We start from the raw sequence: 15497 nt of genomic DNA, 5'->3' as shown, positions 1-15497 counted from the left end.
GAGTGTAAAAAAGAAGGGCGCCCGCACTGGCGCGCCCGGGGGGGTATCAATACATGGGGCCGGTCCTGTCGGCCAGGGTGTCGCGGATGTGTCCGGCGTCGAGCGAGCGCCGCCGCGCGCCGTCGGCATCCAGCAGCACCACGGTGACGTGCTTGCCGCCGCTGCGCATGCGCATCGTCAGGCAGCTGCCCGCCTCGTGGCTGCTGCCCGTCTTCGACAGCACAATGTCCCAACCCTTGCTACCCACCAGCGGATTGGTATTGTGCAAGGTACGCCATTTGCCATTGACGGCCACGCTCGCTTGCGGGTGGCTGGTGATGCGCGCGATGTCCGGATAGCGCGCGGCTGCCGCGACGATCTTCGCCACCTCGCTGGCCGTGGACGTATTCGCGGGCGAACTGCCGACGGGGTCCAGCAAGGTGGTGCGGCGCAAGCCCAGGCTGCGGATTTTCGCTTGCAAGGCGTCATTAAAAGCCGCGCGGCCGCCCGGATAGGTGCGCGCCAGCGCGGCGGCGGCGCGGTTTTCGGACGGCAGCAGCGCCAGTTGCAACAGCGCGCCGCGCGACACGGCCACGCCATCGGCCAGCAGGCTGTGGCGCTGCAAGGACGCCTCGCCGTCGGCGCGCACGATGCGCACCTGCTCGTCATGATCCTGCCCCGCGTCGAGCACCACCATGGCCGTCATCAGCTTGGTGATCGAGGCGATGGGCACGACGGCGTCCGCATCTTTCGCCATCAGCACCTTGCCGCTGGCGTCATCGAACACCAGCATGTGTTTCGCGCTGACGGGCAAGTCCAGCATGCCGGCGGCGGCCTCGGCCAGGGTCGCCCCATTGACTTCAGGCTTGCCCTGCATCTGCAGCAGCAAGGTGGCGCAGGCCAGCAGCAAGGCGGGCACGGCCATCTTCCAGCCGCCGGTGTCAGGGCCGGGCGCCATCAAGCGTTCTATGCGTGCGAGCAAGGCCCCGCCCCGTGCCGACATCAGCAAGCCGGAATGGTTTGGCGCGGCCGTCTGCAGGGACAAGGCGTGCAGCGCCGTGGCCAGTTGCTGCGGGTCTTGCAGCGCTTGCGCGGCCAGGGCATCGGCCACCTGTTCGCGCTCGGTCCGCATGCGCGCCGACAGCCACCAGACGACGGGGTGAAAGAACAGCAGCGCCTCGGCCACGCTTTGCAACAGATTGACCAGGTAATCCCAGCGCCGCACGTGGGCCAGCTCATGCGCCAGCAGCGCTTCGAGCAAGGCGACGGGCATGCCGCTCAGCAAGGAAGCCGGCAGCAGGATGACGGGGCGCCAGAAGCCCACCGTCACAGGACTGGCCAGGCCCGCATGCAGTTTCAGCGGCACTTGCTGGCTGCCGCGCAAGCCCATGCGCTGCGCCAGCGCATCGAGACGCGCCTGCCAGAGGGCCGGGGCGGCCGCCGCCTGGCGGCGCAGCTTGCCGACCCAGGCCAGGCCCAGGCACAGGCGCAAGCTCATCAAGCCAACGCCGGCGCCCCAGGCCAACACCAGGGCCGGCATCCACGCTTGCAGCGCGGCGCGCCAGGCGGGCGGCGCGGCCAAGGGCAGCTGGGCCGGCGAAATGCCCGACAGCAGAGACAGCAGGTGGACCGAGGGAATACACAGGCACAGCAGCAGCGCCAGCGCGCAGACGGCATAGCGCCAGCGGGCGCTGGCATGGCGCAGCAGCCACAGCAGGACAGCGGACACGGCGCCGACGATCACGCCCTGCCAGACAAAATACAGCAGGACCCAGCCCAGCGCAGGGACAAGCTTGCCCAACTCAACGCCCAAGCCCATGTCCAGGTTCATGGCGCGCCGCCATCCTTGCTGCGCAGGATTTTTTCAATTTCCAGGCGTTCCGCGTCGCTCACGTGCTCGCGCAGCGCCGTCAGCACGAGCGCCTTGCCGGAACCGGAAAACACCTTGCCGATCAAGTCCTTGAGCAAGCTGGTCTGCAGCTTTTCCTGCGCTTCGACGGCCGCATACAGCTGGGGACGCTGGCTTTCGTCACGGCTCAACAAGCCCTTGCCATGCATCAGCTGCAACTGACGCAGCACGGTGGCGTAACTGGCGTCGGCACGCTCGGCGGCCAGGGCCTCGTACACGGCGCGCGCGTCGGACGGACCGCGCTGCCACAGGATGCGCAGCAGGTCCAGTTCGGCGGCCGTGGGATGGGGAGTGGAGGTATTTTTTAACATGCCGCCAGAATACCGATTCTAGAACTCTATGTCTAGAACTTTTTTTCTGGATTGGCAACGAGATTAGAATTCCCGCAAGCGATCGAACAGGTCCAGCAAGGCCGCCTCATCGACCAGCACCGTCCCCTGCCCGGCCAGCTGCGCCAGCAGTTCCGCCAGCACCGAGTAGATTTCCTCGCGCTCGACCGTCTCGATGATGCTCGCGCGCCGCTCGATCTTGTTGAATGCATCGACATAGGCGGCGACCATCGCCTCCAGCGCGTCGGCGGCCGCCGTTGCGTCCATGGCGGCATCAATGCCGCGCGTCACGGCCAGCATGTTCTTGTAGGCCAGCGCCGCCTTTTTCGCATACGCGGGGGAAATATGTTCGCGGCCATCCCAGTCGCGAAACGGGTTGAGCAGGTTGTCCGCCAGCCATTCCGGCTTGCGCGCCTTGGTCACCGACAAGTCCAGTCCCAGCGCCGCCGCCCTCTTGTAGCCGGTCTTGATGGCCTTGGCCACATCGGCGGGCAAGCTGGTCAGCCACAAGGCCGACAGCTGCGGCAATTGCGTGGCCGATGGAAACTCCTCCGCCGTGTAACCGAACAGGTCATAGGCGGTGAACATCCGCAGCTGGCTCAGTTGCGCCAGGCTGGCCATCTGCGACGCCAGCCCCGGCTTGCCCCAGATGCGCAAGGCCGTCAGATAGGGAAAGCGCCGCGCCACTTGCGCCAGGTCGACCTCTTTCATGCTGACCAGCGACAGGCCGCCCAGTTGGCCGAGACCGTGGAACGGCGGCAGCGTCTGCGTGCACTGCAGTGTCAGATGGCGGCCATCGGCGCCGTCGTCGATGCGCAGCGCCGGCGATGACGCGCCGCGCAGCGCGAGCAGGCTCAAGCCTTCGTTCAAGACCAGGCTGGTAACGCCATCGGGCTGCAGGATCAGCCGGTTCAAGCCACTGGCGCTGAAATCGAGCGCATGCACCGTCGATGATTGCCAGTGCAGCTCATTGATGAAGGGATTGCCCTGGATAAACTCCATCAGGGCCTGCGTGCCATTGCTGGTCTCGATGGACATCAGGCAAGGCAGTTGTTCCAACTCGGATATGTCGCCCAGCGCCTGCAAGACGCTGTCATTGATTTTCGTCGTGTCCTGCCGGAAAACCTGACCGCCGACGGTTACTTCACGCTCGTCCGACGCGGCCTTGAATTGCTGGCGCCGCAACGGGTCGATGCGCTCCCAGTTGCGCTGGCGCAGCACGCTGTCGCCCACGTTCCAGCCGCTGCGGTAGCTGTTGACTTCCACATCGACCAAAGGCGCGATATTGCCCACGAGGGTATGGCCAGGCGGCACGTTTGCCGTGGCATAGCAGTGGTCGTGGCGGTTATTCCAGAAGAAATAGTCGCACAGCAGCGGCCGCATGGCTTGCACGGCCGCCGCATCGGGCAAAGCGTCACCGGTCCAGTCCAGCTCCAGCACGGCAGCTACCGGCCTGGACGATGAAACGTCCTTGATGCGGGTGATCTGGCAAGCCACGTACTGCTGCAGCTCGGACGAAAACACACTGTAAACATCGCCAACATTCGGTAGCACGCAACTTCCTTTCAAAACACCTGACGGTCGAATGTTGAAAGATAGCAAATATGACAGCGCAGCGTCGTCCTGTTCAGTCCGCGTGCAGCTTGTGGTGCATGCGACGCAAGCCCAGCCACACGGCGGCGGCCACGAAGGGCACCAGCACGCCGACGAGGATTTCCGGATTCACGGGCAGCCCCATCACCTTGGCCGCCTTGCCCGTGTAGCTGAACAGGCCGATCACGTAATAGGAAATGGCGGCAACCGACAGGCCTTCCACCGCTTGCTGCAAGCGCAGCTGCTGCGCCGCGCGGGCGTTCATCGATTGCAGGATTTGCCGGTTCTGCAATTCCTGCACGATGCCCACGCGCGTGCGCAGCAAGTCATTCGTGTTGGCGATACGCTGCGCCATCGCTTCCTGGCGGCTGGCCATCGCTGCGCACGTATTCATGGCCGGCGTCAAACGGCGATCCATGAATTCCTCGACCGTCGGGATGCCTTCGATGCGCACTTCGCGCAACTCGTCGATGCGCGCCTTGACGAGGCCCATGTAGGCTTTCGAGGCGGAAAAACGGTAGCTATTGTCGAGCGACAACTTTTCTATGCGGGCCGCCAGGCGCGTGATGCGGTCGAGCAAGGCTTGCTCGGAAACGCCCTCGTCGCTGGCTCCCGGCGCGTCGTCCGTATCGACCATGGCGGCGGCCAGGGTGGCCAGTTCGTTCTCGATGGCGTTCAACGATGGTGCCGCCTGCATGGCGTAGGGCAAGCCCAGCAAGGCCATCATGCGGTAGGTTTCGATTTCCAGCACGCGCTGCACGAGGCGGCCCGACTGCTGCGAGCGCATGCCCGCGTCGCGGATGACGAAACGGCTGAAGCCGTCCGACTGGATCGTGAAATCCGTCCACAATTCGCCGCCCTGCAGCACCTTGCTGCCGGCCAGGGTATTGCCCTCGAATACGCGCGACAAGCCCTGCATGAAGATCTCGGCCGGTTCGGTCGCCTGCTCCAGCACCACGTGCGCCGCCACCATCAGCTTGCCCTTCAAGCCCACCAGCCACTGCTGCGGCAATTGCTCCAGCGGCATGCGTTCGAACGCCTGTTCCAGGGGCAAGGCCTGGCCCGGATGCTCGGCAAAGGTAAACGTGGCAAATTCCGTGTGGCATTCCCATTTCAGGCGGAAGCGGCCAAAGTCGTAATAAAAATACTTGGCTTCGGAACTAGGGGGCGTGACGCCGAAATGCGTGCACAGGGCCGCCAGGGTGGCGTGCTGGGCCGCCATATTCGACGCACCGGGCGCCGCGCTGTCGTCTTTGTAGACGGCCAGATGGGTGATCAGCTCGGGGGCGTCGAGCTGCAAGAACGGCCGCGAGTGGATTTCCGCAGCCAGCGGCACGCGCAAGGCGTGGTTCAAACTGGAGTTAATCAAGTGCATGATAGCCAAAGGTAAAGTTGCAAAACTGCTTAGACCCGCACTGCCTGCGGCAAGGTCTGATTGTCACAGTGTAACAAAGCAGAATGCATGCCATCCTTTTCCAAGGCCCGTCATATCGTCTTGACAAGCACCGTTGCGCCCTTCTCCACCCCCTGACGGCTACCCAACCACCAGAACATGCCGGCCAGCACGACGGCCGAAGCCTGTCCCAGGGCCAGCTTGAATGCACTGTCGAACAACAACGGTGCGACAAAACCGGACACCAGCGCAAACACCAGCATTTGCACGAAATTCTGTAAGGAGGCGGCCAGGCCCCTCATCTGCGGGAATATATCGAGCGTCGACATCGTCATGCCCGGCAAGGCCAGCGACATGCCGAACGCGTACAGCATCACGGGCACGACGGCGAACGGGATGCTGGCCGCGAACCAGTGGTTGTAAGCCATATTGAGCGCGCCCGTGGCCGCCATGGCCAGCAAGCCCCAGCGCACCAGCACGGTGCTTTTCACCGTATGGGCCAGCTTGCCGGACAGCGCCGAGCCCAGCACCAGGCCCGCCACCATGGGAATGAACATCCAGCCAAACGCCGTTTCCGGCAAGCGCAGCAGTTCCAGGATGAAATGCGGGGCCGATGCGATGTACAGGGCGAAGCCGCCAAAGGCGAAAGCCACGGCCAGCGAGCGCAGCAGGAACGCCCGGTGGCGCAAGGCCATCCAGTAATTGCGCGCGATGTTGCCTGGGTGGAAGGGTTGACGTTGCTCGACGGCCAAACTTTCCGGCAAGCCTTTCAGGCAAGCCAGCAACAACAGTACCGTGACGGAAAAGGTGAACACGAACGTCGATTGCCAGCCATACGCCACATGCAGCCAGCCGCCGATGATGGGCGCGATGGCCGGCGCGATGCCGAACACCATCATGATATTGGCCAGCATCTTTTGCGCGGCCGCGCCCGACAAGCTGTCGCGCACGATGGCTTGCCCGATCACCCTGCCCGCCCCCGCCGAGGCGCCCTGCATGCCGCGGAAGAACAGCAGCCAGCCAAAGCTGGGCGCGAACGCCGCGCCGATGGAGCCGGCGGCAAAGATCAGCAGGGAAGCGAGGATCACTGGCCGGCGGCCGAACGAGTCGGACAAGGTGCCGTAGAACAAGGTCATGAAGGCGTAGGCAGCCAGGTAGACGCTCAGGGTCTGCTGCACCAGCACGCTGCTGACGTCGAAATGCGTGCCGATCGCGGGAAACGATGGCAGGAAGGTATCCGTGGCGAACGGGCCCAGCATGGCCAGCCCGGCCAGCACGAGGGTCAGGTTTCTGGTCTTCATGCAAGCTCCTGCGCGGCGTACTGGCGGCGCAAGCCGTCGAGGGCCGCCAGCGAGAAGGCGGCAATATGCCGGGCGATATCGGCGATGCCCGCCTCGTCATAGGTGATTTCCGGCACCACCAGTTCATGCACGATGCGCGAACGGGCATAAAACACCACCTGGCCTATCACGCTGAACACGCATTTCTGCACCACGTCGGCGGGCATGCCCGGCCCCACGACGCCACGGATCAGGCTGGTGAACAGCGCGTGCTGCGGACGCACATTGCGCTCGGCCAGCTTGTGGATGGCCGCCGTCGGCTCGATCAGCTCGCGCGCCACCAGGCGGCTGAACAGCGAAGCGGGACCAGAGCGCAACATGTCGGAGACGAGCGCTTCGATGGCCAGGCGCAATTGCTCCACGGGCGGCAGCTGCGCCTGCGCGCTGGCGGCAGCCACCTCCGCGGCCGAGGCGCGCGCCAGGTCGCGCGCATGGTCGAAGGCGGCCAGGTGCAGCTCTTCCTTGCCATGAAAATAATAGCTGACCATCGCCACATTCACCCTGGCTGCCTCGCAGATGCGGCGCACGGAGGTGTTCTTGTAGCCATCGTCGGCAAACAGTTCCGCCGCCACTTGCAGGATGCGCGCACGCGCCGGTTCGCTTTCTCTTTCGTTTCCCTTGTCTTGCCTCATGCCATACCCATTTGTTAAACAACCGTTTAATATTGTACGGAATTATATCAAACACTCGTTTAACTTTCAGGCGGACGCAAAAAAGCCCGGCGTACCGGGCTTTTTACAAGCTCTGCCGCAGCTTAGTGCTTCATCGCCGGCATCGGGCTCGAAGTCGCGCCCAGCGGACGCGCCACGGCATTGACTTCGATCGTTTCGCGGTGCTTGTCCTCGCCTTCGACGACGAGGGTCAGCGGAATCTTGTCGCCCGCCTTCACTTGTCCTTTCAGGTCCAGCAGCATCACATGGTAGCCGCCCGGTTTCAGCTCGACGGCTTTACCGGCTGGCAAGGCGATTTCCTTGACCTGGCGCATGCGCATCATATTGTCCGCCATGCTCATTTCATGGATTTCCGCCACGCTGGCCACGGACGAGCGCACTTCCAGCAGGCGCATGGCTTTCGGTGCCGTGATCTGCATGAAGGCGCCCGTGGCTTTTTGCTGCGGCACGGTGGCGCGCACCCACGGGTCGCTGATCTGCACGGAAGTCTGGGCGGCGGCGGAGAAGGACAGCACGGCCAGGGCTGTGGCCAGCAGGGTTTTCAGATGGGTCATGATTATTTCCTCGGTGTGGTTATAAGGTGTATTTCGATTTCATCAGGGTCTTGATGTCCTGCACGCACTCGTCACCCGTCAACTGGTGTTTCAAGCCCAGGCGCATGCGGCCCTCGGTATCGAGCACATAGCTGATGGCCGTATGGTCCATCGTGTACGAACTGCCGCTCGGCACGCGGCGGTAGAAGACCTTGTAATTGAAGGCCGTCTGCGCCGTGTTTTTCGGATCCGTGCGCAAGCCGAGGAAGCTGGGGTCGAAGGCGCGCATGTACTCGCCCAGCAACTCGGGTGTATCGCGCTCGGGGTCGATGCTGATGAAGATCACTTGCAGCTTGTCGCCATCCGGCCCCAGCTTCTGGCGGATTTCCAGTGCGCGCGACAATGCTGTCGGGCACACGTCCGGGCATTGCGTGAAGCCGAAGAAGACCATCACATACTTGCCCTTGAAGTCGGCCAGGGTGTACATCTTGCCGTCGGGGCCGCTCAATTTGAAGTCGGGCTTGTAATCGCCTCCCGTCAAGTCGAGGCCGTTGTAATGGGGTTTCGGCGCTTGTTCGCAAGCGGCAAGCGTAAGCAATCCCGCCGTGCCGGCGAGAAGGAAAAGACGACGTTTCATGATAATTCCGGCCCGATGGGCGTAGTGGAGACAGTTAAGACGTGGAAGGCGTGACTGGGTGTTCAGGCAGCCAAAGGCGGACCGCGCGGGCTGGCGGCCAGCCATGCGAACGGCGCCCGCGGCGCCTGGTAAAACAAGGGCGGATAGTGGTCGTGGCCCGTGATGACGGGCAGCGTCGATGCTGGCGACGGTGGCAAGCCCACGCTGCCCGCATGGCTGATGCAGAACGGACAATGCTCGATGTGGTGCAGCACGGAACCGGTGGTGGATGTGGCGGCGGGCGCCAGGTCCGCTTGCGTGTAGACGGCGCCGCTGGCCGAGCAGATCTCGACGGCGGCATTGTTCGCGTTCGCGTGCTGCGAGGCAAACGCATACGACAGGGATGGCGACAGCGCATTGAGCAGTATCGCCAGGCAGGCGAACCACATAGGCCACTGTTTGCGCTTCAATAAAGATCCCATGGCCCGATTATAACGGAGTCTGGCTATCCGGGCGCCTGGCCGCGCAGGAACAGGCTGGGGCGCACGCCGGCCACATCCACGCAAGCGTCGCAAAACGCGGGGATCGAGGCAAAGCCCGAGCCGGCCGCCACTTGCGCCAGGTCGCGCTCGCCGTGTTCGCCATCGGCATCCGCTTGCGCCGCCGTGTGCAGCGCGTGCGCCAAGCGCTGTTCGCGCACCAGGCTGAGCAATGCCTCGCCTTCGGAAAACAATCGTGCCCTGGCCTTGTGCGGCGTCACTTGCCACAGGGCCGCCAGGCGCGCCGCCGTCCATTTGCCTTGCGGCGTATCAAAGATATGCTGGGCCAGCGCCTGGCTCCAGCGCTTGCCGCCGCCGTGGCCGCCATCGGGCTCGTCGTCTTCCAGCGCCAGGGTGAACACGGCCGGCTTGCCCCGCCCCGGCATCACGTCGCAAGCGAAGCGCAAAAAGGCGGGCACGACGAAACTGTCGCCGCTGGCCAGTTTCTTGGTGGCGATTTCGTTGTGCAAGGTCACAAAACCCTGGCGCACGGTGACGCGCAGCCGGAGCGGAAAGCGCAAGCCCAGCAAGTGCAATGGATGATCGGAAACGAGGGCCATGCGTCAGGTCGATGTGGTGAACGAGCCGCCAGCATGCCACACATCGCGCAGGCAGTCTGTCATCACAGCGACGCTACGCCGTAATGGCGCAAGCCGTCGAGGTCGACGACGCGGATCGATTGATAGGCAATGCTGATGAGCTGTAGTTCGGCCAGATGGCCCAGCGCCTGGTTCACGCGCTGGCGCGAAATGCCGGTTAGCAAGCCGATTTCTTCCTGCGACAGCTCAAGCACGCGGGAAGTGCGCGGATATAGCATGGGGTGGAACAGCTGCGCGATGGCTTGCGCCACTTGCGCGTCGACGGCGAGCAGGCGCTGGTTCTGGATGGTGGCGATGAATTGCCCCATGCGTTCGTTCAGTTGGCGGATGACGAAGGCGTTAAAGGAGAGGCTCTCGGCCAGCAGCAGATGAAACAGGTCCACCGGCACGAGGATGATGTCCGCGGCGCGCACGGCCACCACGTCGTAGCGGCGCAGTTCGCGCTTGAGCACGCTGCCCTCGCCGCACCAGCCGCCGGCCGGCACGCCGGAAAACGTGGCACCGCGCCCATCGGCGTTGTAGACGGCCAACTTGATCAAGCCCGTGTGCACGCCGATCCAGTGCGCGGACGGTTCGCCGCGCCGCGTGATGAAGGCGCCCGCCTCGACATGCCGGACCACGCTGCCGGCGCGCAACAGGGTCTGGTGCCGCGCATCGAGGGCCGCGAACCAGTCGTGGCTGTCGAGTTCGGGCACGGCACGGTCTACACTATCGTTGCTATCCATTCCATCCTTCAGACCTGTCACTAAGATGACAGTGATTTTACAGCGCCGGTGCTATGCTGGCCCCATCAATCCCGAAACAGGGAGCTACAAGATTCTTTTACCAGGAGACAAGCATGACACCTGATTTCAACACCGGCCTCGGCAAGAACAGCGCCAACTACGCCGCCCTCACCCCGCTCGACTATATCGCCAGGGCAGCCGCAGTATATGGCAATCGCCTGGCAATTGCACATGGCAGCCTGCGCCAGACGTGGCGCGAAACGTATGCGCGCACGCGCCGCCTGGCGTCCGGCCTCGTCAAGCTGGGCGTGGGCACGGGTGATACGGTCGCCGTGATGTTGCCGAACACGCCCGCCATGGTGGAAGCGAGCTTTGGCGTTCCCATGGCCGGCGCCGTCCTCAATGCCCTCAACATCCGCCTCGACCTGGCATCGCTGACCTTCATGCTGCGCCACGGCCAGGCGAAAGTCTTGCTGGCCGACACGGAATTTGCGGAACTGGCGCGCCAGATGGCGGCGCAGATTCCCGGCTTGCGCGTGATCCAGGTCAACGACCTGCTGGGACCGGAAGTGGATGCTTTTTCCGACCTCGACTATGAAAGCCTGCTGGCCGGCGGCGACCCCGAGTACGACTGGCAGCCGCCGGCGGACGAATGGGACGCCATCGCCCTCAACTACACGTCCGGCACCACGGGCGACCCGAAAGGCGTCGTCTACCACCACCGCGGCGCGGCCCTCAATGCCCTGTCGAACATATTAGAGTGGGACATGCCCAAGCATGCGGTCTACCTGTGGACCTTGCCCATGTTCCACTGCAATGGCTGGTGCTTCCCGTGGACGGTCGCCGCCCGCGCCGGCGTCAACGTGTGCCTGCGCAAGTTCGAACCGAAGCTCGTGTTCGACCTGATGCGCGAATTGCGCATCACCCACTATTGCGCCGCGCCCATCGTGCATGCGGCCCTGGCCAACGCGCCGGCCAACTGGCGTGACGGCATAAGCTGGACCGTGCGCGGCATGGTGGCTGGCGCGCCGCCGCCGGCGGCCATGGTGGCGAAGATCGAAGCCATGGGTTTCGACCTGATCCACTCGTATGGCTTGACGGAAGTGTATGGCCCGGCCGCCATCTGCGCCGAGCAGGACGAGTGGGCCGCGCTGTCGCAGGAAGAGCGGGCCGTATTGAAATCGCGCCAGGGCGTGCGCTACCACTTGCAAAGCGCCGTCGCCGTGCTCGACCCGGAAACGATGCAGCCCGTGGCGGCCGACGGCGAACAGATCGGCGAGATCATGTTCCGTGGCAACATCTGCATGAAGGGCTATCTGAAAAATGAAAAGGCGACGCAGGAAGCGTTCGCCGGTGGCTGGTTCCACACGGGCGACCTCGGCGTCATGTATCCGGACGGCTATATCAAGCTGAAGGACCGCAGCAAGGACATCATCATTTCCGGCGGCGAAAACATTTCCAGCGTAGAAGTGGAAGATGCGCTCTACCACCACCCGCAAGTGCTGGCCGCCGCCGTCATCGCCCAGCCGGACGAAAAATGGGGCGAGACGCCGTGCGCCTTCGTCGAATTGCGCGAAGGCGGCACGGTGACGGAAGCGGAATTGATCGCGTTCTGCAAGAACAACCTGGCCGGTTTCAAGGTGCCGAAAGCCATTTATTTCGGTCCCCTGCCCCGCACGTCGACGGGCAAGATCCAGAAGTTCGAATTGCGCAAGCGCATGCAATCGGACAAGGCCATCGACGTCTAGGCGCTTAACTGCCTTTGCCTTGCAGCCACGCCGGCTGCGCCACCACGAGGCGCGAGAAGCTGGCGATGCTGGCCACGGCGGCGAACCCTGCCGCCAGGCACAGCGCATACGTCGTGCCCCGGCTGGCCGAGACCGTGAAGCAGTACGCGACCAGCGCCGCGCCCGTGGCTTGCCCGATCAGGCGCGACGTGGCCACCACGCCGCTGGCGCCGCCGGCCCGCTCGGGCGGCGCGCTGCCCATGATGGCTTTCAGATTGGGCGCCTGGAAAAAGCCGAAGCCGATACCGCACAAGGCCATGCGCCAGCCGATGTCAACGACGCTGGGGTGGGCCGGTATCCACACGAGTGTCAGCAAGCCGCCGGCCAGCGCCGCCAGGCCGATGCCGCCCAGCACGCCCGGCGAATACCGGTCGCTGAGGCGCCCGGCCACGGGCGCCATCACGGCCACCAGCACGGCCCATGGCGTCATCAGGAAACCCGTCTCGACGGGCGAACGGCCCAGTGTCACTTCAAAATAGAATGGCAGCGAGACAAACGCCAGCCCCTGCGCGGCGAACGTGCAGATGGCCGTCAGCGACGACAGCAGAAATAATGGACGGCGAAACAGGTCGATCGGCAGCATGGGCGCCGCGTGCCCCGCCTGGCGGCGCAACAGCAACACAAAAAAGATCACGACGGCCACCAGTTCCGGCAGCAAGGTCGACAGGGCCGCGTGATGGGCCGCGTCGCCGAACAACAAGATCAGCAAACCGAAGGCGCCCACGTTGTACAGCGCCGTGCGCGCATCCAAGGTGTGACCGGACAGTTTTGTCGCCGGCAGCATGCGGCTGGCGAGGAAAAATCCGGCCACGCCCAGCGGCACATTGATGGCGAACAGCCACGGCCACGATGCCGTCGCCAGGATCAGCGAGGCGGCCGTGGGCCCGATGGCGAACGCGACGGCCACCACCAGCGCATTGTTGCCGAACGCGCGGCCCAGCAAGTGTTTCGGATACAGGGCGCGCAGCAGCGCCGTGTTGACGCTCATCATGGCGCTGGCGCCGACGCCCTGGAACAGCCGCGCCACCACCAGCGAGGGCAAGGACCAGGCCAGCGCGCAGGCAAGCGAGGCCAAGGAAAACAGGAACATGCCGGAGATAAACACGCGCCGGTAGCCGGCGATTTCGCCGAGCGCGGAAAACGGCAGCAGGGTCGCCACCATGGCCAGCTGGTACACGTTCACGATCCAGACCGAAGCGGCCGGTGTCGTGTGCAGCTCGCCGGCGATGGCCGGCAAGGCCGTGTTGGCAATGGCCGTATCGAGCGAGGCCATGCCGACGCCGATGGCCAGCGCCAGCATGGCCCATAAACGGGCGCCGGGCGGCAAGCCGTCCTCGCCTACCATGAGGGCTTGCGTGTGCCGCTGCCTAGTCTGCTGCATAAATACACTACCTGTTCATCTTGCTGATCCGGGCAATACACTAGCATGGATGGGCGGACTCTGCCGGCAGGCAAGGTCCATCACTTCTGGCAGTCGATCACTTTAAAATCTTTCGAATAACAGATGCGCAACTCGCCCGAATGCTTTTCATAGCCGAGCCAGCGGCCTTTGAGCTGCGGGTTGTGCTGTTTCATCCACTGGAACAGCGCGTTTTTCGGCATAGTGGAGTCCGGCAACTTCAAGGCCAGGAACAGTTCGCGCTCCTTCTCGAAATACTGCTTGGCCGTATCGAAATCGCAGGCGCCATGCTTTTCCCATTCGCCCTGCAGCAAGGCTTCGCCCGGCTGCATGCACATATAGGGCAGGATGTCCGACGGCGCCAGTTTCGGCAAATTGCCCTTGCAGTAGCGCGGATGCATGTCCGTCTTGCGCGGCGGCGTCACGGAAATATCTTCGCACGTGGCGGGATTGTTCGACTGCGCCCACAGGCCATGCACGATCCAGCCGAAGTGGTTGCTCTCGGCGCACTGGAAGGCTGCCTTTTTCGACACGGCGCCACGGCGGTGCTGGCTGTCGCAAAAGCCCGGCGACCACGACAGCGCCAGCATGAAGTAATCGGTGGGCACGTTGGTGCTTTGCTTGTAGCACGTGTTTTTCTCGTCCGACGGCTTCACATCGTAATCGTAATAGCTGACGTTGCGCGGAATGGCGCAGCTGGCGTCGGCCGCATGGACGGCGCCAGCGGACAGGCTGAGGAAAACGGCGGCCAGCGCGGGCAAGACAGAGCGAATTTTCATCGTATTCCTTCAAGATATAAAAACGCCGGCAACTGGGTGCCGGCGCGGTATCAGTCAAACGTGTACATCAGCAAACTTTATGCATCCAGCCATGCGTATCGGCCGCCGTGCCATGCTGCAAGCCCAGCAGCGCTTCGCGCAGGGCCAGGGTGACGGCGCCGTTTTCATTGTTGTTGATCGTCATTTCAAAACCGTTGGCCTTGGCCACGCCCACCGGCGTGATGACGGCGGCCGTGCCGCAGGCGAACACTTCGGTCATGCGGCCCGAGGCGATGTCGTCGCGCCATTGCTGGACGGACAATTTACGCTCTTCCGTCGCATAGCCGAGGTCCTTCGCCATTTCCAGCAGGCTGCGGCGGGTGATGCCTGGCAACAAGGTGCCCGTCAGTTCCGGCGTGACGACGGTGATCTTTTCGCCATCTTTATACACGAAGAAGAGGTTCATGCCGCCCATTTCCTCGATGAATTCGCGGTGCACGGCGTCCAGCCACACGACCTGGTCGCAGCCCTTTTCTTGCGCTTGCGACTGGGCCATCAGGCTGGCCGCGTAGTTGCCTGCGCATTTGGCTTCACCGGTGCCGCCCGGCGCGGCGCGCACGAAGTCTTCGCTGATCCACACGGTGACGGGTTTCACGCCTTTCGGGAAGTAGGCGCCGGCCGGCGAGGCGAACAGCACGAACAGGTATTCTTCCGACGGACGCACGCCCAGGTACGGGTCCGTGGCGATCATCAGCGGACGCATGTACAGGCTTTCGCCCGTGTTCTTCGGCACCCAGTTGCGGTCTTGCGAAATGAGCGCGTCGCCCGCTTCCAGGAACAGCTCGACTGGAATGGCCGGCATGGCCAGGCGCGCGGCGCTGCGGTTGAAGCGCTCGGCGTTTTGTTCCGGGCGGAAAGTCTTGATGCTGCCGTCCGGCTGGGCAAACGCCTTGTAGCCTTCGAAGATGGCCTGGCCGTAGTGCAGGGATGAGGCGGACGGGTCCAGCATCAGCGGGCCGTAAGCCTTCAGTTCGCCCTGCTGCCACTTGCCGTCACGGTAAGGAATCACCACCATGTGGTCGGTGAAGATGCGGCCGAAAGCGGGGTTGACCATGCGCGCGGCGCGCTCGGCGTCGGACAAGGGGTGGGCGGACGGGGTGACGACGAGATTCGGTGTGGAAGTGGTCATGGCAGCAATGGGAACTAGTGAACAGTATCCCTATTGTAGCGCCTATAGTGCCCGATCAGGCAAACGGGGATGGCCCCCGCCACGTGAAAACAGGCTGCCATCATTTGCGAATGATTCTCGTTTGCGTTAATATGTCAG

At 63.7% G+C, this 15497-nt stretch carries 15 protein-coding genes; 1 reads left to right on the top strand and 14 read right to left on the bottom strand.

What is annotated here, in order from left to right; genetic code table 11:
- Positions 1-46 precede the first annotated feature (46 nt).
- The 11 genes from BLU39_RS11330 to BLU39_RS11280 all read right to left on the bottom strand — a co-directional run bounded on the left by BLU39_RS11330 (position 47) and on the right by BLU39_RS11280 (position 10226).
- On the bottom strand, positions 47-1810 hold the full coding sequence (locus tag BLU39_RS11330; RefSeq protein WP_092712953.1) for a M56 family metallopeptidase: 1764 nt from the start codon (positions 1808-1810) through the stop codon (positions 47-49).
- A complete protein-coding gene (locus BLU39_RS11325; RefSeq protein ID WP_092712951.1) occupies positions 1807-2199 on the bottom strand; it encodes a BlaI/MecI/CopY family transcriptional regulator in 393 nt (130 codons plus the stop codon). Before BLU39_RS11325 ends, BLU39_RS11330 begins: the two co-directional genes overlap by 4 nt.
- A gap of 63 nt (positions 2200-2262) precedes the next feature.
- Complete coding sequence (locus BLU39_RS11320; RefSeq protein ID WP_092712949.1) at positions 2263-3771, bottom strand: hypothetical protein; 1509 nt, start codon at positions 3769-3771, stop codon at positions 2263-2265.
- Positions 3772-3844: 73 nt separating this feature from the next.
- Positions 3845-5185, bottom strand: coding sequence for a DUF3422 family protein (locus tag BLU39_RS11315; protein ID WP_092712947.1), 1341 nt, complete (start codon positions 5183-5185; stop codon positions 3845-3847).
- Between the two features lie 110 nt (positions 5186-5295).
- Positions 5296-6504, bottom strand: coding sequence for a multidrug effflux MFS transporter (locus tag BLU39_RS11310; protein ID WP_092712945.1), 1209 nt, complete (start codon positions 6502-6504; stop codon positions 5296-5298).
- Positions 6501-7175, bottom strand: coding sequence for a CerR family C-terminal domain-containing protein (locus tag BLU39_RS11305; protein ID WP_092712943.1), 675 nt, complete (start codon positions 7173-7175; stop codon positions 6501-6503). The genes BLU39_RS11310 and BLU39_RS11305 overlap by 4 nt, the downstream gene beginning before the upstream one ends.
- 122 nt (positions 7176-7297) lie before the next feature.
- Positions 7298-7768: a copper chaperone PCu(A)C gene (locus tag BLU39_RS11300; RefSeq protein WP_092712941.1), complete on the bottom strand. Its 471-nt coding sequence runs from the start codon at positions 7766-7768 to the stop codon at positions 7298-7300.
- A 19-nt stretch (positions 7769-7787) separates the two neighbouring features.
- Positions 7788-8384, bottom strand: coding sequence for an SCO family protein (locus BLU39_RS11295; RefSeq protein ID WP_092712939.1), 597 nt, complete (start codon positions 8382-8384; stop codon positions 7788-7790).
- A 62-nt stretch (positions 8385-8446) separates the two neighbouring features.
- Positions 8447-8812, bottom strand: a complete 366-nt coding sequence (locus BLU39_RS11290; protein WP_175539267.1) for a DUF2946 domain-containing protein — start codon at positions 8810-8812, stop codon at positions 8447-8449.
- 56 nt (positions 8813-8868) lie between these two features.
- The gene (locus BLU39_RS28925) at positions 8869-9462 is read right to left on the bottom strand and encodes a helix-turn-helix transcriptional regulator (protein WP_254788950.1); all 594 of its coding nucleotides are present in this window, start codon (positions 9460-9462) and stop codon (positions 8869-8871) included.
- 62 nt (positions 9463-9524) lie between these two features.
- The gene (locus tag BLU39_RS11280) at positions 9525-10226 is read right to left on the bottom strand and encodes a Crp/Fnr family transcriptional regulator (RefSeq protein WP_092712935.1); all 702 of its coding nucleotides are present in this window, start codon (positions 10224-10226) and stop codon (positions 9525-9527) included.
- Positions 10227-10339: 113 nt separating this feature from the next.
- Between BLU39_RS11280 and BLU39_RS11275 the strand changes: the two genes are divergently transcribed.
- Positions 10340-11974 (top strand): acyl-CoA synthetase, encoded by a 1635-nt coding sequence (locus BLU39_RS11275; protein ID WP_092712933.1) that lies wholly within the window; start codon positions 10340-10342, stop codon positions 11972-11974.
- 4 nt (positions 11975-11978) lie between these two features.
- On the opposite strand, the gene BLU39_RS11270 is transcribed toward BLU39_RS11275, so the two are convergent.
- The 3 genes from BLU39_RS11270 to BLU39_RS11260 all read right to left on the bottom strand — a co-directional run bounded on the left by BLU39_RS11270 (position 11979) and on the right by BLU39_RS11260 (position 15359).
- Positions 11979-13394, bottom strand: coding sequence for an MFS transporter (locus BLU39_RS11270; RefSeq protein ID WP_092712931.1), 1416 nt, complete (start codon positions 13392-13394; stop codon positions 11979-11981).
- Between the two features lie 80 nt (positions 13395-13474).
- Complete coding sequence (locus BLU39_RS11265; protein WP_092712929.1) at positions 13475-14191, bottom strand: ribonuclease T2 family protein; 717 nt, start codon at positions 14189-14191, stop codon at positions 13475-13477.
- Positions 14192-14258: 67 nt separating this feature from the next.
- On the bottom strand, positions 14259-15359 hold the full coding sequence (locus BLU39_RS11260; RefSeq protein ID WP_058050799.1) for a branched-chain amino acid aminotransferase: 1101 nt from the start codon (positions 15357-15359) through the stop codon (positions 14259-14261).
- Between the last annotated feature and the right edge of the window lie 138 nt (positions 15360-15497).

The sequence above is a fragment of the Janthinobacterium sp. OK676 genome (assembly GCF_900103595.1).
GTDB lineage: Bacteria > Pseudomonadota > Gammaproteobacteria > Burkholderiales > Burkholderiaceae_D > Janthinobacterium.
The sequence above is the reverse complement of the archived record's forward strand: the minus strand, read 5'-3'. Positions and strand labels throughout refer to the sequence as shown.